Origin of the sequence: Dyella sp., from assembly GCF_035277725.1 — a bacterium.
Classification (GTDB): Bacteria; Pseudomonadota; Gammaproteobacteria; order Xanthomonadales; family Rhodanobacteraceae; genus Dyella_B.
The window spans coordinates 1-19,668 of sequence record NZ_DATEJY010000215.1; the positions used below are offsets into that span (position 1 = coordinate 1).

The 19,668-nt window shown below is 58.7% G+C and carries 16 protein-coding genes; 9 read left to right on the forward strand and 7 right to left on the reverse strand.

The features are described from left to right. Positions 1–10: 10 nt before the first annotated feature. Together VJR68_RS22095 and VJR68_RS17955 are read left to right on the forward strand one after the other, a co-directional pair. A complete protein-coding gene (locus tag VJR68_RS22095) occupies positions 11–139 on the forward strand; it encodes a (2Fe-2S)-binding protein (protein ID WP_414647815.1) in 129 nt (42 codons plus the stop codon). A gap of 160 nt (positions 140–299) precedes the next feature. Next, on the forward strand, positions 300–830 hold the full coding sequence (locus VJR68_RS17955; protein ID WP_324149930.1) for an REP-associated tyrosine transposase: 531 nt from the start codon (positions 300–302) through the stop codon (positions 828–830). A 22-nt stretch (positions 831–852) separates the two neighbouring features. Here VJR68_RS17955 and VJR68_RS17960 read toward each other — a convergent pair whose 3' ends face one another. The 4 genes from VJR68_RS17960 to VJR68_RS17975 form a co-directional block, all read right to left on the reverse strand. Beyond that, complete coding sequence (locus tag VJR68_RS17960; RefSeq protein WP_324149932.1) at positions 853–1,671, reverse strand: uroporphyrinogen-III synthase; 819 nt, start codon at positions 1,669–1,671, stop codon at positions 853–855. 75 nt (positions 1,672–1,746) lie between these two features. Further along, a complete protein-coding gene (gene cysG / locus VJR68_RS17965; RefSeq protein WP_324149934.1) occupies positions 1,747–3,135 on the reverse strand; it encodes a siroheme synthase CysG in 1,389 nt (462 codons plus the stop codon). 259 nt (positions 3,136–3,394) lie between these two features. Then, positions 3,395–3,883: a RidA family protein gene (locus tag VJR68_RS17970; RefSeq protein ID WP_324149936.1), complete on the reverse strand. Its 489-nt coding sequence runs from the start codon at positions 3,881–3,883 to the stop codon at positions 3,395–3,397. Positions 3,884–3,919: 36 nt separating this feature from the next. Further along, a complete protein-coding gene (locus tag VJR68_RS17975; RefSeq protein ID WP_324149938.1) occupies positions 3,920–5,323 on the reverse strand; it encodes a PLP-dependent aminotransferase family protein in 1,404 nt (467 codons plus the stop codon). A 79-nt stretch (positions 5,324–5,402) separates the two neighbouring features. On the opposite strand from VJR68_RS17975, the gene VJR68_RS17980 reads away from it, so the two are divergent. Continuing rightward, complete coding sequence (locus tag VJR68_RS17980; RefSeq protein WP_324149939.1) at positions 5,403–6,314, forward strand: DMT family transporter; 912 nt, start codon at positions 5,403–5,405, stop codon at positions 6,312–6,314. Between the two features lie 87 nt (positions 6,315–6,401). Here the strand turns inward: VJR68_RS17980 and VJR68_RS17985 are convergent, their stop codons facing one another. Both VJR68_RS17985 and VJR68_RS17990 read right to left on the reverse strand, forming a co-directional pair. Then, positions 6,402–7,226: an ABC transporter ATP-binding protein gene (locus VJR68_RS17985; RefSeq protein ID WP_324149940.1), complete on the reverse strand. Its 825-nt coding sequence runs from the start codon at positions 7,224–7,226 to the stop codon at positions 6,402–6,404. Between the two features lie 80 nt (positions 7,227–7,306). Next, complete coding sequence (locus VJR68_RS17990) at positions 7,307–7,522, reverse strand: hypothetical protein (protein WP_324149941.1); 216 nt, start codon at positions 7,520–7,522, stop codon at positions 7,307–7,309. A gap of 83 nt (positions 7,523–7,605) precedes the next feature. On the opposite strand from VJR68_RS17990, the gene VJR68_RS17995 reads away from it, so the two are divergent. Beyond that, a complete protein-coding gene (locus tag VJR68_RS17995) occupies positions 7,606–8,388 on the forward strand; it encodes an SDR family oxidoreductase (RefSeq protein ID WP_324149943.1) in 783 nt (260 codons plus the stop codon). 221 nt (positions 8,389–8,609) lie between these two features. Here the strand turns inward: VJR68_RS17995 and VJR68_RS18000 are convergent, their stop codons facing one another. Beyond that, positions 8,610–9,554 carry a DegV family protein gene (locus VJR68_RS18000; protein ID WP_324149944.1) on the reverse strand — a complete coding sequence of 315 codons (945 nt, stop codon included), beginning with the start codon at positions 9,552–9,554 and terminating at the stop codon, positions 8,610–8,612. 644 nt (positions 9,555–10,198) lie between these two features. Here VJR68_RS18000 and VJR68_RS18005 point away from each other — a divergent pair. From VJR68_RS18005 to VJR68_RS18025, 5 genes are all read left to right on the forward strand, one after another. Next, positions 10,199–13,309, forward strand: a complete 3,111-nt coding sequence (locus tag VJR68_RS18005) for a TonB-dependent receptor (protein WP_324149945.1) — start codon at positions 10,199–10,201, stop codon at positions 13,307–13,309. A 118-nt stretch (positions 13,310–13,427) separates the two neighbouring features. Next, on the forward strand, positions 13,428–15,050 hold the full coding sequence (locus tag VJR68_RS18010) for a tetratricopeptide repeat-containing sulfotransferase family protein (RefSeq protein ID WP_324149947.1): 1,623 nt from the start codon (positions 13,428–13,430) through the stop codon (positions 15,048–15,050). Positions 15,051–15,061: 11 nt separating this feature from the next. After that, a complete protein-coding gene (locus VJR68_RS18015; RefSeq protein WP_324149948.1) occupies positions 15,062–16,657 on the forward strand; it encodes a sulfotransferase in 1,596 nt (531 codons plus the stop codon). A 34-nt stretch (positions 16,658–16,691) separates the two neighbouring features. Further along, the gene (locus VJR68_RS18020; RefSeq protein WP_324149950.1) at positions 16,692–18,281 is read left to right on the forward strand and encodes a tetratricopeptide repeat-containing sulfotransferase family protein; all 1,590 of its coding nucleotides are present in this window, start codon (positions 16,692–16,694) and stop codon (positions 18,279–18,281) included. A 171-nt stretch (positions 18,282–18,452) separates the two neighbouring features. Then, entirely contained in the window at positions 18,453–19,241 is a 789-nt protein-coding gene (locus VJR68_RS18025) for an AMP nucleosidase (protein ID WP_324149952.1), read from the forward strand. Positions 19,242–19,668 lie beyond the last annotated feature (427 nt).

The following is a 19,668-nucleotide window of genomic DNA, read 5'->3' on the forward strand; positions in this document are numbered from 1 at the left end:
TTGCGAGGCGATTCGCACGCATGGTCTGGAAACACCGGCGCAGATTACCTCGCGCCTGCGCGCGGGCGGCAATTGCGGTTCGTGCGTGCCGGAGTTGCGGCAATTGATTGCGGAAGTGCGGGCGGAAGTGAATGCGTAATCGTGCGCGTGGCTACGGCTTTTTGTAGGTTGGGGTGCGAACCCCAACAACCCCAAACAAGAGCGCGCACCGCCGACAATGCGCCAAGGCTTAGACTGCTTCCCCCCTTCACGTGACTACGTAGACTGAAAGGCAGGCCAAACAAACCCTTGAGCATATCGTGCACTACCGACGAGCGAACGTTCCCGGTGGAACCTATTTCTTCACCGTCAACCTTGCCAATCGCGCAAGCCATCTGCTGGTCGAGCATATTGACTTCCTGCGTGACGCCGTAAGAACGGTCAAGCAAAGTCATCCATTCGATATTTTCGCCTGGTCCGTCATGCCCGAGCACATGCACGCCATCTGGCGCATGCCCGAGTATGATGCCGACTTTCCCAAGCGCTGGATGTTGATCAAGCAACGCTTCTCATGGGCAATCGAACGGCGCGAAACCATTGCTGCCTCTCGGCGGAGAAAAGGCGAACGTGGTATCTGGCAACGCCGATTCTGGGAACATCTCATTAGCGATGAAAACGACTTGGCGCGCCACGTCGATTATGTCCATATCAATCCAGTCAAGCATGGATACGTGACGCGTGCCAGCGATTGGCCGTATTCGTCCATACATCGCTATATCAGGCAGGGATTGCTGTCACCTGATTGGGCTTGTGCGCCGGATGTGGTAACGCGGCATGGCGAAAGATCCTGATCGTTGGGGTTCGCACCCCAACCTACCGGGTTAGTCGGTCGATCAAGGCTTGCGTCAAGGGCTTCAGGTAATAGCTTTCTTCCGGCACGACCTGCGCCTGCACATCATGTGCGCGCAACGCATCCACCACCACCGGGCCGATCGCTGCCACCAGCGTGTGCGCCAGCGCCTGTTTCAGTCGTTCGCTATCAACTAGCCGAAACAGCCGCTCCACCTGCTGCAAGCTGGTGAAGGCAATGGCATCCACGCGGCCTTGCTGCATCGACTCGACCAGCGCCAGCACTTCCGCATCTGCTGCTGCATCGGCGTACACGTACGGCCAGACCGGCAGCGCTTGTGCACCGGCCGTTGCGAGAAAATTCATCAATGCCGTATTCGGCTCTGTGCCGTAAAGCTGCACGCCTACGCGGCGTCCCTTCACATCGAGCGTTTGCAGCAGCGCAATCACGCCCGGCGTGGTGGCAGGATCAGCGACCAGGGTCGGCTTCAGACCAAGTTCGCGTAGCACGCGACCGGGCTTGGGACCGCGCGCGATGGTGCGCACGTTGGCGAGTTGCTTGATGAATGGCTCGCGCAGATCAGGAGCATGGTGTTCGATCAGGCTGAGCAGGCGACGGACGCCTTCGCCGGTAAACAGCAGCAAGTCGTCGCAGCCACCTGCGCAGAACACATGCAGCCAATCGAGTACGGGCGCAGGATTGGGCGTGTCGCGGATATCCACCAGCGGACAGCGCAACACCGTGGCGCCGCGGCGTTCCAGCAGCGAAGCGAACAGATCCAGCTCGCGCGACTCCGGAATGGCAATACGGCGGTTTTGCAGAGGTTGTTCGGAGTCGGTCATGCGGCACTTCCGCGTAGGTTGGATTAGCGCAGCGTAACCCAACGGTTAGGAGCGGTATCGTTGGGTTACGCTGCGCTAACCCAACCTACCAAACCACGCGTGATCATGCGTCAAGGCTGCCACTTCGCCAATGACAAGCAGCGCCGGCGGATGAATGGCATGTTCCTTGGCACGCGCCGGCAATTCGTGCAGCAGGCCGCTGATCACCCGCTGCTGCGGCAGCGTGCCGTTCTCGATGATGGCAAACGGCGTATCCGGTCGCCGGCCATGTTCCAGCAGGCGCTGAGTAAATTCCTCCAATCGCGCCACGCCCATATAGACGGCCATGGTCTGGTGATCCTGCGCCAGCGCCGGCCAGTCCATCGCGTCCATGGATTCCTTGCCGTGGCCGGTAAGCAGGTGCACGGTGCGGGCATGGTCGCGATGCGTGAGCGGAATGCCCGCGTAGGCGGCGCAGGCGACAGCGGCGGTGACGCCGGGAACGATTTCATAAGGGATGCCGTGCTGGCGGAGGAAGGCCATCTCTTCGCCGCCGCGTCCGAAGACGAACGGGTCGCCGCCTTTCAAGCGCACCACCACCCGGCCGGCTTGCGCCTGTTCAAGCAATAGCTGATGAATCTGTTCCTGTTGGGTATGGCGCCCGCCGCAGCGCTTGCCGACGTCGATGCGCTCTGCATCGCGTCGCGCCAGCGTGAGCACGGCTTCGCTGACTAGTGAGTCATGCAGAATGACATCGGCGCGGTTGAGCGCGCGCAATGCGTGCAAGGTGAGCAAGCCTGGATCGCCGGGACCGGCGCCGACCAGCAGTACGGAACCTTTTGTGGAAGGCGATGCCGGCGCATTCAACGCATCCAGCAAGACGTGTTCGGCTTCATCCGGCTTGGCATGGCGTAGTAGTGCCATGACGGGTCCGTCATGCAACCAATCGTAGAACGCGCGGCGTTCGGCCATGTCCGGCCAACGCTGCGTGATGCGTGTGCGGTATTTTTGCGCCAGCGCGGTGAGCGGGCCGAGCGCGTGATCGAGGTCGGTTTCCAGTGTTTCGCGTACGCGCCGGGCAATCACGGGCGCGGCGCCGCCGGTGGAAATGGCCACGGTCAATGGCGTGCGATCCACCAGCGCCGGTACCTGGAAACGGGAAAGGGCCGGGGCGTCCACCACATTGGCGAGAATGCGGCGCTGCTCGGCGTTGGCGGCGACCTCGGCATTCAGTTCGTGATCGTCGGTGGCGGCGATCACCAGCCAGACATCATCCAGCCATGCGGGCTGGAAGCTGCCGGCGAGGTGATCGATCCTGCCTTCTTCGGCTTGTTGCAACAGCGCTGGCGTCAGTGCCGGTGCGCCGACACGCACGCGCGCACCGGCCGAGAGCAGCATGGCCGTCTTGCGTTCCGCGACGTGGCCGCCGCCGACCACCAGCACAGGTAGTCCGGTCAGGTCGGCGAAGAGTGGATAGAGCCCCATGGTGCGTTTTTCTCAGCGTGCGGTTGTGTGTTTCTAGATTAATGCCGAAGCGTGCGTGTGCCTTGCGACGATGCGGCATAAAGCAATGATCTAACGCCCGTCATTCCAGCGAAAGCTGGAATCCAGTTAAATACACCGTGCGAAGCACTCAAAACCTTTATGTCGTGTGCTCCGCACGTCATGTTTAACTGGATTCCAGCTTTCGCTGGAATGACGGGTTTGGGCTGTACGGCGATCAACACATCCTTACAGTCTCGGCTCAAGGACGCACTGCCGTCACCTCAATCTCCACGCGAAATCCCGGATTCGCCAACCCCGCCACCTGAATCGCCGAACGCGCCGGCAGCTTGGGTTGCTCCTTGGTGCCGAAGAATTGCGTATACCCGGCCATGAAACCGGCGAAATCCATCCGTCCGCCGTGTGCTTCGTCGCCGACCAGGAACACCTGCATCTTCACCACGTCGCCCATGTCCAGATGCATGCTTTGCAGTTGCTTCTGGATGGCGGTGAGTGCGCCGATAGTCTGCGTCTTGGTATCACCATAGGCGGCGACGGAATCCTTCGGCGCTTTGGCATCGATCACCGGCGGCACCATGCCGCTGAGAAACACGATCGATTTGCCTGCGGGTATTTCCACTGCTGCGGAAATGGGGAAATTGCTGTTAGGCAGTTTGTAGCGGATGGCGTCTTGCGCGTAGGCGAAGGCAGGTATCGTGAGTAGCAATGCAAGCAAGGTCGCTTTCTGCATGGTGGTTACTCCAGTGGGTGAGGGGGCGAGCGAGGTTCAACCGATATGTTTGGCGGCCAGCTGGCCCAACCGCCGCAATGCATGATCCAGCGCTTTGTCCCACGGTAATCCGCAACTCAGGCGCAGGCAATCGGCATACTCGCCGCGGCTGGAAAACAACGCGCCGGGCGCGGTGCCGATGCCCGCGTGCAACGCGGCATCGAACAGCGCCTGCGCATCCATGCCGGGCAGTTGCAGCCATAGCGAAAGACCGCCTTGCGGTGTGCATGCACGTGTTGATGCGGGCCAATCGCGTGCCACGGCTTGGTGCATGCGCTGCATGTTATCGGCCAGTGCCCGGCAAAGCTGACGCAAGTGGCGTTGCAGGTCGTGACGCTGCAGATAGTCGACCAAAGCAAGTTGCGGCAGGCTGGCGCTGCCTACGGTGGAGAAATATTTGGTGCGCAATAGCGCGTCGCTCCAGTCACCACCTACCACCCAGCCGATGCGCAAGCCAGGTGCGAGGATCTTGGAATACGAACCGCACGTGATCACATTGCCGTGCAGATCCCAGCGCCGTAGCGGCGAAGGTCGTTGTCCGGACCAGGCCAGTTCGCCGTAGATATCGTCTTCGATGACAACGGTTTTGTGGCGTGCGCAACTCTTTAGCAAGGCCTGCTTGTCGTGGTCGCTGGTGAGGCTGCCGAGCGGATTGTTGAAATTGGGTACCAGCACCGCGGCACGGACTTCGTTTTGCTGCAGCAGTTGTTCCAGACGAGCCACGTCAATGCCGCGGTCGGGAAGGTTGGGCACTTCCAGCACTTTGAGCTTCAAGGCGGACACAGCTTGCAGAATGCCGTGATAGGTGGGTGATTCCACCAGCACGACATCACCGGCCTGGGTGAGCGTACGCAAGGCCAGGCTGATCGCTTCCATGGCGCCTGCCGTGATGACGATCTCTTCCGGCGAAACGGTCACGCCCACTTGGGCGTAACGCCGCGCGATCAGCCTGCGCAGGGTGAGATGGCCCTGCGGTGGTGCGTAATCCAGGGCCGCGCCTGGCGCACGACGCAGGCAGCGTGATAGCGATGCGGTGAGTGCTGCTTGCGGAAGCAGCGCAGGCGATGGCGTCGCGCTGTGCAGCGGCAGCAGATCGCCGCGTGCAAGCATGTCCAGTACATCCTGCAGCATCGGGTTGCTGACGGCGCCCGGTGTGTGCCGACGCGACGGGCGTGCGGCGGGCGGGAGAGGTACGGCGGCGCGCACGAAGTAGCCGGAGCGTGGCCGTGCTTGCGCCAGCCCCTCGCGTTCCAGTTGCAGGCAAGCCTGTACGGCGGTGGCGATGCTTACACCGTGGTTGTGTGCCAGCTGGCGGATGGAGGGCAGGCGCTCGCCGGCGCGCAGGGCGCCTTGGGCGATTTGCGCGCGCAATTGGCTGGCGAGGTGTTCGTAGAGCAGCATGGCTTGCTCGAACTGTACTGGTCGAAATTGATCTTATCTGAATCTGTACTGGTCGTGCAGAACTTCTTACTTTGAGGGTATGCCAGACACCTCCATCTCGCGTGACAGCCGCACGGCGCTAGCCAGCCTTTTCTTTGCGGAAATCCTGATCAGCTCCGTCGGGGTCTTCGTGCACGAAAGCGGCCAGGACGCGATGACCGCCGTGTTCTATCGCTGCCTTTTCGGCGGCCTGTTCTTGCTGATATGGGGCCTGGCACGTGGCCATCTGCAGGGATTGCTGCAGGATCGGGCGTTGATCCGTGGCGCGATCCTCAGTGGCGTGTTGCTGGTGTTGAACTGGGTATGCCTGTTTGCCGGCATGGCGCGTTCGTCGATCGGTGTGGCGACGATGGTGTATCACTTCTTTCCGTTTGTAATGTTGCTGCTCGCGGCGCTGGTGCAAGGTGAGCGCACGCGGCCGATGGATCTGATGTGGACCTTGGTGGGTTTTGTCGGCGTAGCCTGTGCCGCCGATCCGGTGCGGATGTGGCACAACGTCGACACTTCCTATCTGGTGGGCATCGCGCTGGCGTTCCTGGCGGCCTTGCTATGCGGCACCTCGTTGCTGATGTCGCGCCAGATCGGCAAGCAACGCCCGTTTGCCTTGGCGATGATCCAGTGCTGGGTAGGCGTGCTGATGCTCGGATGGTTTTCCAGTGCTTCGGTGCTGCACTGGGGTACGCACTGGTTGTGGCTGGCGGGATTGGGCGTGATCCACAGCGGTATTGTGTATGTGCTGTTTTACTCGTCATACCCACGCCTGCCGGTGGTGACGATTGCGGTGATGGCGTTCGTGTATCCGCTGATGACGTTGCTGCTTGATTACGTGCTATACGGGCATCGCTTGGTCGTCTTGCAAATGCTCGGGTTGGTGCTGATCCTGCTCGGCACGCTTGGTGTCAATTTGAAGTGGACATTAGGGTCTGCACGCGAGAGCAATGCATGTGCATAACGTCAATGGCCGTCATTCCCGCTTTCGGGGGAATGGCGACCTATTGAGGGAATACATGCGTGGCGATGTCGGGATTTTCACCCCAGCCTACATGACGCTCGCTTGGTAATACTCACCCTGTCTTGCTACACGCATAGGCATGCCGAACGCTTCCGTCAGCGCGTCGCTGGTCAGCACGCTGTCCTTGCTGCCTTTGCGCAACAGTTGTCCTTCGCGCAGCAGCACCACGTGCTCGATCTCCGGCAGGATTTCTTCCACATGATGCGTCACCAGCAACAGAGTCACGCCTTGCTGGGCAAGCTGCCGCAGGGTTTCGAGAAAGCGCCGCCGGCTGGCGGGATCAAGCCCTGTGCAAGGTTCGTCCAGCAATAGCGCACGCGGTTTGTGCACCAGGGCGCGTGCAATCAAGACGCGACGTGCTTCGCCGGTGGAAAGACTGGCCATCTCGCGGCCGATAAGGTGAGTGGCTTGCACCTGTGCCAGCGCTTCCAGCGCACGCTGGCGCATGGCTTCGGTGACTTCGTGATTTACCCACAGCCCGCGTGCGGCGAAGAAGCTAGAGACGACCGCATCGAAAACCTCCAGCGGTGCATCCTCGTTGGTGTAGTCGCCTTGCACGGCGGGCGAGACGATGCCGATCAGGCTGCGCAACTCGACCACGTTCCAGCGGTCGCGGCCGAACACACGGATGGTTGGCGTGCCATCTTCGCGCGCAAGCGGATAGATCTGCCGCGCGATCAGGCGGATCAAGGTGGATTTGCCCGAACCGTTGGCGCCGAGAATGGCGGTGTGCTGGCCGGCGGCAAGCCGCAGGCTCAGGCGGTCCAGGATCAGGCGTTCGCCGCGCAGCACGCTGGCTTCATGGATATCCAGCAGGGGGATGGCATCGAAATGGGTGGTATCGGGACTCATGCCCGAACCTTGCCTGCAACAGGCGGTGATGGCAAGCGATGGGCGTACGGACGTCCAGACGGCTGAATGCAGGAGAGTGCCTATTGCGTCTGCTGCTCGATCTGCTTGTCTTGATCGGCGGCGTGCTGGTTGACGACCTTCTGTACGTCCTTGGCGCGCTGTTCGTCCTGCTTCATCGCATCCCACGGCGCGCTGGGCTGCGCGGAGGCGGCCTTGGGATCGGACTGCGGCGCGGGTGGCTTGCCGCTGCAGGCGCTCAGGGCCAGCAGGCAGAGCAGGGTGGTGGCGGTTTTCATGAGGTGACCTCGATCAACGTGGATACAGTGTCCTGCGCGCGGACGCTTCGGACAAGCGACGCCGTTCATGTAAGCTGCATCGCATGAACAGCCGCATCGACGCCTGGCAACTGCAAGATCACACCGTGCTCATCACTGGCGCGAGCAAGGGCATCGGCTACGCCACCGCGCGCGAGCTGGCCGGATTGGGCGCCGACCTGCTGCTGGTGGCGCGCGACGACGATTACCTGGAACAGGTGCGCGTGGAGTTGACGGACGATTTTCCCGGCATCGAGGTGCTGGCGTTCGCCGCCGACGTGAGCGTGGCGGAAGACCGCCTGGCCGTGTTCGATTGGATTGCCGACTTGGAATCGCCGGTGTCGCTGCTCGTCAACAACGCCGGCGGGAACAGCCCGAAGGCCACGCTCGATTACGAAGAGGCCGAGTACCGTGCCATCTTCGAGCAGAATCTGTTTTCAGCCTACGAGATGTGCCGCCTTGCGCATCCGCACCTGATCCAGCATGCGCACGCGGCGATCGTGAACGTCGGTTCGGTTTCCGGCACGACGCACGTGCGCACGGGTTCGCCCTATGGCATGAGCAAGGCGGCGTTGCATCAACTGACGCGCAACCTGGCCGCCGAGTGGGCGGTAGATGGCATTCGCGTCAACGCGGTGGCGCCCTGGTACATCCGCACGCAGCGTTCGGAGCCTGCCTTGGCCGATGCCGATTATCTGGATGAAGTGCTGGACCGCACGCCGCTCAGGCGCATCGGCGAACCGGAGGAAGTGGCGGCGGCCATTGCGTTTCTTTGCCTGCCGGCGGCGAGCTACGTCACCGGGCAGGTGCTGGCGGTGGATGGCGGGTTTCTCAATTACGGGTTTTGACCACCGGCCTGCGTAGCTCGCGTAGGCTGGGATGACAATCCCAGCAGGGGCATGGCAATGCTGGGATTTCATCCCAGCCAACGAATGGTTAGACACACTTTTCCACAGCGATTGGGGAAACCTTGGTGGCAACCCTGTGGACAAGTCTTCACGAGGCTTGGACGACAAGCACTTGCACGACATTGTGCAAGGTTTGCTCAGCAACGCATCTGAGCGCGAAATCAGAAGTCGACCTGATGTTCTTCCGCGGCAAAGCCGATCGTCACCGCGCCTTCGCCGACGTTGACCATGCCGGTGATGCTCATCGGCGCCTGCATCAGGGTGACGCCGCATTCCGCGCACGCCTGCGCCAGCTTGTCGAAGCCCGGCAGCTTGGGCAGTTCGCTGAGGTCGCCGCCGTAGGCAGTGCACATCGCCGGCACCAGCAGGCCGGCGCGCACGCGGTCGGCGGCATAGCCGAACAAGGTTTCGCAGCCATGCTCCCATCCGCGCACCTTGCCGACCGGCGTGGTGTCACCGCGATAGGCGCGGATCAGCGGCTTGATATCTAACGTGGAACCCAGCACGGCACTGAACAGGCCTACGCTGCGGTCGCCCTTTTTCTTGGCGCGGGCGCGCAGGTAATACAGGTCGCGCGGCAGCATGTAGCCGTAGGAGTTCTCGGCGATGTACGCCAGCCGCTCGCGGATCGCCGCCGGCGTTTCATTCGCCTGCATCAGGCGCACGGCCTCGACGATGCTCGGCGCGGAACCGGCGAACAGACTGCGCGTATCCAGCACGCGCATCAGGAACGGGCCGGTGATGCCGAGCGGTTCGCGCACCCTGCGGTAGTTCTTCAACACCGCAAAGCTGGCCTTGACCACGTTGTCGTAGATCGGGCTGCGCGATGGCGTGATGGTGAGGCAGAACACACAATCCTTTTCCAGCACCAGCTTATCCAGGAACAGCTTCTGCACGTCCTCGACCGAGCACGGTTCGGTCTCCGCCGAGTGGCTGCGGCTGCCTAGCTTGAGATCGAAAAAGCGCTGGATTTCGGCCGGATCGCGATTGTCCTTGAAGATGGAATCGTCGATGCGCACCGCGATAGGCATGATGGCAATGTCGTGCTGCTGCAAAAACTCCTGCGGCAAATCGCAGGATGCATCGATAGCCAAGCCCATGCGCATGTGCCAACACCCCAGTCATCAATGTGCGGCGCGAACATAACATGACAGTCGCAATGGAGCCCGTCGCGGTGCGCCAAGGTTATGGCTCGGCTTGTTTGCGTTAGCGACTGAGGTACTGCGAGATATCCACACGAATCCGACTAACCCCGGTTGCCATGGAAGCCGATTCAAACAAGAGCGAAGTCGAGGGCCTTCCCAGCAAAAGAGTGCTTCGGAACCGTTCTTGCGGACAGCGTGATCATTTGCGGCCAAGAGATTGATGCGCCTGTCAAAAATATACGTTCCTCGTCAGCTATTCGACATGATTGTTCAGGTTTATTGCGAGCTTTTCACACTTATCAATGGGTTAGCGGTGAAGCCTGCTCGGCAGTTTGGCTTGTTGCGTTGCGCAAAATCTTGCCTTTATTGCTAAGAAATTGTTGACACTCCCAAGAGCGGTAGCGTAATTTCCTGCCAAAGCGGGGACATCTAGCGCGGTTCGCAATCAGTTTGGATCGCGTAGCACTAGGGGGATTTGCCGGCAGAGGCATAAGGGGCTTTTCTGGCGGATCGGTAGTGATGTCCCGGTTTGACTGGGGTTGCACGGGGCAATCCGTGCAAGTCGTTGTTTTGGCCCAAAAGGCCTTATGGGGAGATTTTTAATAATGAGTAAGCGTCACATGATTGGCGCGGGCAACCCCCGCCGTCACGCTCTTGCTGCGGCTCTTGCAATCAGTCTTGGACTCACCGGTGTGGCCTACGGCCAGGCAACGACCGGTAGCATTTTTGGTACCGCGCCCGTAGCCGCTGGTGAAACGGTAAAGGTCATCAGCCTCAGCGGCGGCGCGGCTCGCGTCGTTTCGGTGGATAGCAGCGGTAAGTTCAACGCTGGCAACCTGCCTGTGGGCAAGTACAGTGTCACGTTGATGAATGGGGACAAGGTCGTTGCCACCCGCGATAACGTATCGGTCAATGCCGGTGGCGGCACTTCCGTGCCCTTCGTCAGTGAAAACGCGGGTACCGCAGAAACGAAGAATCTGGGAGCAATTCAGGTAGTCGCTAACGCCCTGCCACCGATCGACGTCACCAGCGTCAACTCCAGCACCATCATTACCTCTCGCGATCTGCAGCAGTTGCCGGTGGGGCGCAACGCCGAATCCATCGCGCTCCTTGCTCCTAACACCACCGCAGGTAGTGGCTTCTTCGGTAATGCCGTGTCATTCGGCGGTTCGTCCGTTTCCGAAAACGCCTACTACGTCAACGGTTACAACACTGGCGAACCGTATAAAAACATTGGCGGCTTCGCGCTGCCGTACGGCGCCATTGATCAGCAGCAAACGCTCACAGGCGGCTATAGCGCCAAGTACGGCCGTTCAGACGGCGGCGTGATCAATCAGATCGGTAAGCGCGGCACGAACGAATGGCATTTTGGTGCCCAGGTTGTGTGGCAGCCTGCTTTTGCTCGCGCCTCTTCTGACAACGTCTATTACGGCTATCCGGCGATTCCAGCGCCGACGGGTGGTTTGCCCTATCAGTACAACAACCCGAATTTCCCGGGCACGCTGGCCTGGTATCGCCGCCCGGATAAGCAGTGGCAAACCGTTTACTCGGCTTATGCAGGCGGTCCGTTGATCAAGGACAGGCTGTATTTGTTCGTGGCGGCGGAAACGACCAATACCCAGAACCAGTTCGTCTCCAGCACGTTGGCCTCCACCAATCCCAGCACGGGGAATGCGGCTGTTTCGAGGACCGTCGACGATTACCGCGATAAAGAAAGCAAGTATTACGCAAAACTCGATTGGAACCTCAACGAGAGCAATACCTTCGAATTTACCGGGTTGCAGAACAACGAAACCGACGGTCGCGGCAATACTTACAACTTCAACTACAACACGTTGCAAAAGGGTTCGTTGCTCGGGCCGGATCTGGCGGTGAAGGACAATTCCAAGTTCTACATCGGGCAATACACGGGTTATTACGGCGACAACGCTACGTTGAGCGTGCTGTACGGTAAGGCCAGATTCGAAGACCCGACGCTCATCAGCAGCGGCAGCCCGTTGCCGTACATCGTCAATCCGCAAAACCAGTGCTTCGTCAATTGCATTGGGCCGTCGGCCACGAATCCTGCCGGCAATAACGGCATCATCAACAGCAACATCGCCAGGACCGTGAACCAGGGCGAAGATGCTTACAATGCAACGCACGGTTTGCGCGTCGACTTTACCTACAAGCTCGCTGACCACGAATTGGCCGTGGGTATCGACAACATGCACTACTCGGGCGTCAACCAAGGATTGGTGACCACGGGTCCGGGTTATTTCTGGCGTTACCAGCAATCGGTCAATGCCGATGGCACGCGCAACTACACCGTTCGCAAATATGTAGAAACGTTCCAGACCACCATGTCCACCTCGCAGAAGGCCTACTATCTGCAGGACGCTTGGCAGGTGGCGCAGAATGTGCAGTTGAACGTCGGCATTCGTAATGAACACTTCACCAACTACAACAACCAGGGCACTCCGTTCGTCAACGAAGTGAACCAGTGGGAGCCACGCCTGGGTGTGAGTTGGGACGTGAATGGCGACTCCAGCTTCAAGATTTACGCCAATGCGGGTCGCTACTACCTTGCACTGCCAGACAACGCAGCCGAACGTGCGGCCAACTCCTCGACGTACACCTATATTCAGTACTACTACACGGGTGTGAATCCGGATGGCACGCCGCAGAACCCGACACCGATCACCGGCAAGTTGCAGTCGCCAGACGGTGAATTTGGTGCGCCGAAGGATCCCAAACAGGTCACGGCAACCAATCTGAAGCCGGAATATTTGGATGAGTACATCCTCGGCTTCGACAAGCAGTTGAACGAAAAGTGGGTCTATGGTGCCAAGGCAACATGGCGCGATCTGAAGTCAGCCATTGACGACGAGTGCTCACCGAGCCAGATCGCCAAGAAGATGACCAAGCTTGGCTATAACGTTGCCGATTACTATGACTCGTTGTACGGCGCTGCCTACTGCCGTTTGATCAACCCGGGTCAGACCAACGATATCCGTGTCCTCAGCTCGAGCACTGGCCAATACACGATCGTGCCGATGAGTCAGAAGGATTGGGGCTATACGCATGGCGCGCGCCGCACATACGGTTCGCTGGATCTGTATCTGGATCATCCATGGGATGGCAAGTGGACGGCACGCGTGGACTACGAGTTCAACGTTGGCCGCGGCAATACCGAGGGCCAGGTGCGTTCTGACTTTGGTCAGGGCGACGTATCCAAGACGGAAGACTGGGATTCCTGGCAGCTCATGCAGGGTCAGGATGGTGAACTGCTGAACGTGCGTCGTCATCAGGCGCGCTTCCGTGGTGCCTATGCCATCACGCCAGAATGGTTGGTTTCTGGCACCGCCATGATCCAGTCCGGTGCTCCGGAGGAGTGCCTGGGCTATTACGGTACGGATGGCAGCGGCGATCCCACCGGCTATAACAGCGGCGGCAACGGCAACTACCACTGGTGCGGCGGCCAGATCGTGTCGCCTGGCTTCAAGCACACGCCGTGGACCCATCAATACAACGTTGGCGTGCACTACTACCCGTCGTTTGCTCAACATAAGCTGTCGCTCAATTTGGACGTGTTCAACATCCTCAATGAGCAGAAGCCGTTGCAGACGAATCCGGTTGGCGAGTCGGGCGATCACTTGATCAATAACGCATTCCTGCAGGGTATCTACTTTGAAACCCCGCGTTACGTGCGCCTGTCCGCAACCTACGACTACTGATAACAAGTAGTTATTTGTAGTCACTACGAACCACCGGCCTTCCAGGCCGGTGGTTTTTTGTTATGTGTGCATATACACAAAAATGCTTTCCAGCGTGGCAACGAGCTAAGCTGTGCCTATGACTTCGCAGAATTCATCTACTGCCGCAGGCGAGTTGCGCGCGCGGGCGCAGCGACACATTCAGGCGCAACAATGGTTGCCTGCGCAGGCGGCTTTGGAATCGTTGCTGGAACGCCAGCCTGATGACGTTGCAACACGTATGGAGCTTGGCCGAGTCATGTTGCGGCAGGGGTTGATGAGGGCGCAAGGCGAGCAATTGGTGCAGGCCGCAAAGATTCCCACCGCAGACGCCCAATTGACCATACAGTTGGTGCAGCGCCTTTGCTTCAGTGGTGAAATTACAGCAGCGCGCGCGTGTCTTGATCGTTTTGAGAGCGGGTCGGAACCATCAGCTGATGTGCTCCTTGTGCAAGCACATTTGCGCTGGAATCTTGGAGAATTTGAAAGGGCGCGCGCATTGCTGGAGCGCGCCTTGGCTGCCGGCGTTGACTATCCGGGTGAGCATCATTTTCACGCCATGCTGCTGCAGTTCTCTGGTGATGTCGAGCATGCCGGCCAAGTATTGGACATGTGTCTGCGCCGTTGGCCAGGATTTGGCAGCGCCGCGGTTTCACTATCGAGCCTGCGCAGGCAAACACCGGCTACGCAGCACCTGGATATTCTGAGGCAACAACTCGAGCGCTTTCCAGCTAATAGCGCGAATCGGGAAGTTCGTTTTGTGCGGGCAGAATTCGCTGCAGCCCTATTCAAGGAGCTCGATGATCTAGGCCAGCATGAGGCGGCATGGCAGGCACTGGCGCATAGCAATTCACTCATGCATGAACTCAATCCGTATGATGGTGCAGGAGAGGTGGCCGTCACCGAGGCGTTGATTGACGCCTGCAGGCATTTCGGCAAAATCAGCTCCGTGGGCGCGCAGCGCTTCGAAGGTCCTATTCCCATCTTTATCGTCGGGATGCCTCGCTCGGGCACCACCTTGCTCGACCGCATGCTCTCGAGTCACTCTCAAGTCAGTTCCGCCGGTGAAATCAATGATGCACTACGTCAGCTGCATTGGGTGGCCGACGTGGTGCCGGCCGGCGTGCCGGGCATGCTGGAGGCGATCCGGCGCAGCCGCAAAATTGACTTCGCGGAACTTGGTGCGCGTTACCTCGAGCAGACACAATGGCGCGCGCATGGTCGGCCGTATTACATCGACAAATTGCCGGGCAATATCCAGATCGTACCGTTTATTCGCAGAGCCTTGCCGCATGCACGGATTCTGCACATGGTGCGAGATCCGATGGATGTGTGCTTTTCCAATTTCAAGGCCATGTTCGGCAATGTATCTGCGTACAGTTATGACCTGCAAAGTCTGGCGCATTATTATGGTCTTTACCGCCGGTTAGTCAGTCATTGGCATAACCTGATGCCAGGCGCCATGCTCGACGTTTCCTATGCCGAACTCGTCACCGCCCCTGAAGCAAGCTTGAAACGGGTGCTCGACTACTGTGGCTTGACCATTGAACAAAGTTGCCTTCATCCGGAGCGCAATAGCGCACCGGTGGCGACACCAAGCAGCCTCCAAGTGCGTGAAGGGATTCATACCCGCGCCATCGGGCAATGGCAGCACTACACTGCACAATTGGAGCCGCTTAGGGCGCTACTTGAAGGCTATGGTGCTGACATTGTCGAGATTTGAGCATGGTCGTCATGAAAACATCGGAATCTACATTGCTCCCTGACCAGCTCCGCCGCCAGATACAGGGTCATCTGCAATCTCAACAGTGGCAAGCCGCCGAAGAGGGCTTTCGCAAACTTATAGAACTGAAGCCCGATGAACCGCATGCGCGTATAGGGTTGGCCAATCTGATCCTGCAGCGTGGTGGCCTGCGTGAGTACACGCAGCAATTGTTGGACGCCATGCCGGTGCTCACGAATGAAGCATCCTTGCTGATCGAAATGGTGCGGCGTTTGTTTTTCGGTGGCGAAATCGTGGCGGCACGCCAGTGTCTCGATCGTATCGGCAGCTTATCCACCGAGAGTGCTCCACTGTTGGCGGAGCAAGCGCAATTGCGCTGGATGCTTGGCGAGATACCTGGCGCGATGGTGCTTATGGAGCGCGCTATGGCAGTAGGCGTTGATGGACCAAACCAGCATTACTTGTACGCCATGCTGCTGCAGTTCACGGGAAAGATCGAGCAGGCCGGGGCAGTGCTGGCTGGCTGTTTGCGCCGTTGGCCACGTTTTGGAGATGCAGCGGTGGCATTGGCCAACTTGCGCGCGCAAAAGCCGGAAGCCAATCATGTCGACACGCTAAGGTTACTGTCGAATGGCATTCCTATTGATAGCCAATCAGCGGATAGGCGGTTGGCGCGTGCTGGATTCGAATCTGCCTTGTTCAAGGAGCTGGACGACCTTGGTCACTACGATGAAGCATGGCAAGCACTCTGTCGCAGCAATGCGTTGATGCGCTCCATCAGCCCCTACGATGAATCCGGAGAGGCTGCTGTTACGGATGCGTTGATTCGTATCAGTGAAGTGATAGAGGGCAAGCAAGGTGCCCCAATGGGTGGCGTTGCCGGTCCCACGCCGATTTTTATTGTAGGCATGCCGCGGTCGGGGACGACTTTGCTCGATCGTATGCTGTCTAGCCATTCGCAGGTGACCTCCGCTGGCGAGATCAACGATTTTCGCCGCCAGTTGCGCTGGGTGACGGATGTACCACCAGGTGGTATTCCCAGCATGCTCGAAGTATTTCGTCGCAGTGAGCACATTGATTTTGCGGAACTCGGCCAGCGTTATCTTGCGCAAACGCAATGGCGTGCTCAAGGCAAGCGGTTCTATCTCGATAAGTTGCCCATCAACGTCAGAATGGTGCCATTCATCCGTCGTGCGCTGCCTCAGGCGCCGATCTTGCACCTGGTGCGCGATCCTATGGATGTGTGCTTTTCCAATCTCAAGGCGATGCTTGGCCACGTCTCAGCGTACAGCTATGACATGTCATCGCTTGCGCACTATTACGGAGAGTATGCCCGGCTGGCAAGACATTGGCATGAGTTGATGCCGGATGCCATGCTCGACGTGTCTTATGCTGAATTGGTGCTCGATACCGAATCGACGTTACGTAAAGTTCTGGCATATTGTGAATTGCCATGGGAACGGGAATGTCTTCTTCCAGAACAGAATGAAGCACCTGTTGCGACGCCGAGCAGCTCCCAGGTGCGTGAACCGATCCATGCCCGCAGCCTTGGTGAGTGGCAGCGTTACGCAGCACAGCTTGAGCCTTTGCGACGAATGATTGCTTGATGCTGGTTTCTTCATGAATACATATGGCGCTTCGATGACCGAGATGCAGCTTCGTGAACGCGCTATGCAGCGCATCGAGGCGGAGCAATGGGAAGAAGCTCAGGCAGTGTTGGAAGCATTGGTAAGGCTGGCGCCGCGAGATGTGCGTATCCGCATCGAACTGGCCAACGTCATCCTGCGGCGTGGACGGATGCGTGAGGCGACCGGGCACCTGTTGCAAGCCATTCCCATGCTGCCCAACCATGCACCGCTGATTGCGCAGCTGGCATGGTGCCTTTCGCTCAATGGCGAGGTTGTGGGGGCGCGTGCATGCCTGAGCCATCTTGAGCGAGCACCGGACCCGCCTGCTGAGGTGTTGGTAGAACAGGCCCATTTGCGCTGGATGCTTGGTGAGATTCCTGCCGCCCTAAAACACATGGATCGTGCAGCGGCGATGGGTATCGAGGCGCCAAATGAGCATTACCTCTATGGCATGCTTCTGCAGTTCATGGGAAATATCGCAAAGTCCGAACAACTACTGCTGGATTGTCTCCGCCGTTGGCCGCACTACGGAGATGCCGCAGTAATACTGGCCAACCTGCGCAAGCAGACCATGAAGGCCAACCATCTGGATTTCCTGCGGCAGCGACTGGCGGCGCTGCCTGATCGTGTTGCCGAGGCAAGAAATCAGTTTGTTCGCGCCGAATTTGAATCAGCTGTCTATAAAATACTGGATGATCTCGGGCGCGACGATGAGGCATGGCACGCGCTTGCGAGTAGCAACGCGCGGATGCATGCGATCCATCCTTACGATGCAGCTGAGGAGACTGCGGTAACGGACGCGCTTATCGCGGCTTCACAGCATCTTGATGCGCGCCCTCCAGTCGACAGACCAAGTCATGAAGGTCCTACGCCGATTTTCATCGTGGGTATGCCGCGTTCGGGAACTACTTTGCTCGACCATATGTTGTCGGCGCACTCCCAGGTGGTATCGGCTGGTGAGATCAATGATTTTCAGCGCCAACTTCATTGGGTGGCGGACGTGGCGCCTAATGGCACGCGGAGTCTGATGAAAATCCTGGAGCACGCCGCGCAGATCGACTATGCAGAGGTTGGGGCACGGTATCTGAAACAGACGCAATGGCGCGCCCAGGGACGGCGGTTCTACATCGACAAACTGCCTATCAACGTGCGGATGGTTCCATTCATCCGTTGTGCGTTGCCGACTGCGCCGATCTTGCATTTGGTGCGTGATCCCATGGATGTCTGCTATTCCAACTTCAAAATCATGTTCGGCAGTGCGTCGCCGTACTGCTACGACATGCAAGCATTGGCGCATTATTACGCACAATATGCGCGGCTGGCCGAGCAATGGCGCAACACCATGCCTGATGCGATGTTCGATGTTTCTTACTCGATGCTGGTGACCGAGTCGGCAGATACCATGCGCCATATATTGGGTTATTGCGGCTTGGACGTTGAGGACAACTGCGTCCACCCCGAACTTAATGAAGCGCCAGTGGCGACCCCAAGCAGTGCTCAGATTCGCGAACCGGTCCATCGCCGTGGTCTTGGGCAGTGGCGGCGCTATGCGCAGCAACTGGAGCCTTTACGCCAGGCGCTGATGAAGCAATCGGTGCTCTAACGGCATGCATCGGGCATCGAGAGAGCCCGATCGTTGTTCTTTTGCGAGAGGTTGCGTACACGGACGTTCCTATACGCTCTAAGATGGGTGGTACTTGAGATTTGGCACTCTGCCGGCGTGGCGTCGCCGGTAACGCATGGCGAAGTGCGCCGTGCTTGACTACGACTTCTTATGAAAACCAAACACGAGATCGTCACCAACTGGCTGCCGCGTTATACCGGCGTGCCGCTCGAACAATTCGGCCGCCATATCCTGTTGACCAACTTCGGCCATTACGTTGACCTGTTCGCACAATGGCACGGCGTAGAAGTACAAGGACGCGATCGGCCGATGCCCAGCGCAACCGCTGATGGCATCACCCTCATCAACTTCGGCATGGGCAGCCCTAACGCCGCCACTGTGATGGACTTGCTGGGCGCGATCCACCCCAGTGCTGTGTTGTTTCTCGGTAAATGCGGCGGCGTAAAAAAGAAGAATCAGCTAGGTGATCTGGTGTTGCCGATTGCCGCCATTCGCGGCGAAGGCACCAGCAATGATTATCTGCCGCCGGAGGTGCCGGCATTACCGGCATTCCAATTGCAGCGCGGCGTTTCCACCATGATCCGCGACCTTGGCCACGACTACTGGACCGGTACGGTCTACACCACCAACCGCCGCGTGTGGGAGCACGACGAAACCTTCAAGGAATACCTGCGCCGCACACGCTGCATGGCGGTGGATATGGAAACGGCCACCATCTTTGCCGCCGGCTTCGCCAACCACATCCCTTGTGGCGCGCTGTTGCTGGTCTCCGATCAGCCGATGATTCCGGAAGGGGTGAAGACTGAGCTAAGTGATCGCAGTGTTACGACGCAGTATGTAGAGGCCCACATTCGGGTCGGTATTGAGGCTTTGAAGCTGGTGCGCCGGAATGGGCGGAGTGTTAAGCATCTGCGTTTTGAGGACGAGCCGGGGGAGTGATCCTCTCGTTTTTCTTTGCGTACTGCGATGTCAAACTTACGATTGGCTGACAATTTTAATTTGAATTTTGCGAATAGACGGCAAACTCGCCAGCAAGCACGTACGAGATATTACGAATCGCAAGATATTGCTTACATCCGTAATTAATTGTCGTTGACTTTATGTTATTGGACGGCTTAATTTTCGGGACAACAGAGTGCTAAAGGTCCGTTAAACAAACACGTTTCGGATCCATGCAATTTGTCGGGGATGGGGAAGAAAAACCGTCCGTTCGTGCTCTGGCTGGAGTGGGATCCGCGCCGGGCAGGGGCGTTCGTTGGCGGTTTATCTCAATTTGTTTTCTTGCTGCTGGGGAGCACCTAATGAGCGTTAAGAAGTTTGTGCCCGCGTCGAACAGGATGCCGGTGCGTCACACTGCGTTGGCTAT

What these genes read in the sequence shown, in the direction of transcription:
- VJR68_RS17960 (WP_324149932.1), bottom strand. Translation starts at nt 1,671, where the DNA reads ATGACCGACTCCGAACAACCTCTGCAAAACCGCCGTATTGCCATTCCG.
- cysG (WP_324149934.1), bottom strand. Translation starts at nt 3,135, where the DNA reads ATGGGGCTCTATCCACTCTTCGCCGACCTGACCGGACTACCTGTGCTG.
- VJR68_RS17970 (WP_324149936.1), bottom strand. Translation starts at nt 3,883, where the DNA reads ATGCAGAAAGCGACCTTGCTTGCATTGCTACTCACGATACCTGCCTTC.
- VJR68_RS17975 (WP_324149938.1), bottom strand. Translation starts at nt 5,323, where the DNA reads ATGCTGCTCTACGAACACCTCGCCAGCCAATTGCGCGCGCAAATCGCC.
- VJR68_RS17980 (WP_324149939.1), top strand. Translation starts at nt 5,403, where the DNA reads ATGCCAGACACCTCCATCTCGCGTGACAGCCGCACGGCGCTAGCCAGC.
- VJR68_RS17985 (WP_324149940.1), bottom strand. Translation starts at nt 7,226, where the DNA reads ATGAGTCCCGATACCACCCATTTCGATGCCATCCCCCTGCTGGATATC.
- VJR68_RS17990 (WP_324149941.1), bottom strand. Translation starts at nt 7,522, where the DNA reads ATGAAAACCGCCACCACCCTGCTCTGCCTGCTGGCCCTGAGCGCCTGC.
- VJR68_RS17995 (WP_324149943.1), top strand. Translation starts at nt 7,606, where the DNA reads ATGAACAGCCGCATCGACGCCTGGCAACTGCAAGATCACACCGTGCTC.
- VJR68_RS18000 (WP_324149944.1), bottom strand. Translation starts at nt 9,554, where the DNA reads ATGCGCATGGGCTTGGCTATCGATGCATCCTGCGATTTGCCGCAGGAG.
- VJR68_RS18005 (WP_324149945.1), top strand. Translation starts at nt 10,199, where the DNA reads ATGAGTAAGCGTCACATGATTGGCGCGGGCAACCCCCGCCGTCACGCT.
- VJR68_RS18010 (WP_324149947.1), top strand. Translation starts at nt 13,428, where the DNA reads ATGACTTCGCAGAATTCATCTACTGCCGCAGGCGAGTTGCGCGCGCGG.
- VJR68_RS18015 (WP_324149948.1), top strand. Translation starts at nt 15,062, where the DNA reads ATGAAAACATCGGAATCTACATTGCTCCCTGACCAGCTCCGCCGCCAG.
- VJR68_RS18020 (WP_324149950.1), top strand. Translation starts at nt 16,692, where the DNA reads ATGACCGAGATGCAGCTTCGTGAACGCGCTATGCAGCGCATCGAGGCG.
- VJR68_RS18025 (WP_324149952.1), top strand. Translation starts at nt 18,453, where the DNA reads ATGAAAACCAAACACGAGATCGTCACCAACTGGCTGCCGCGTTATACC.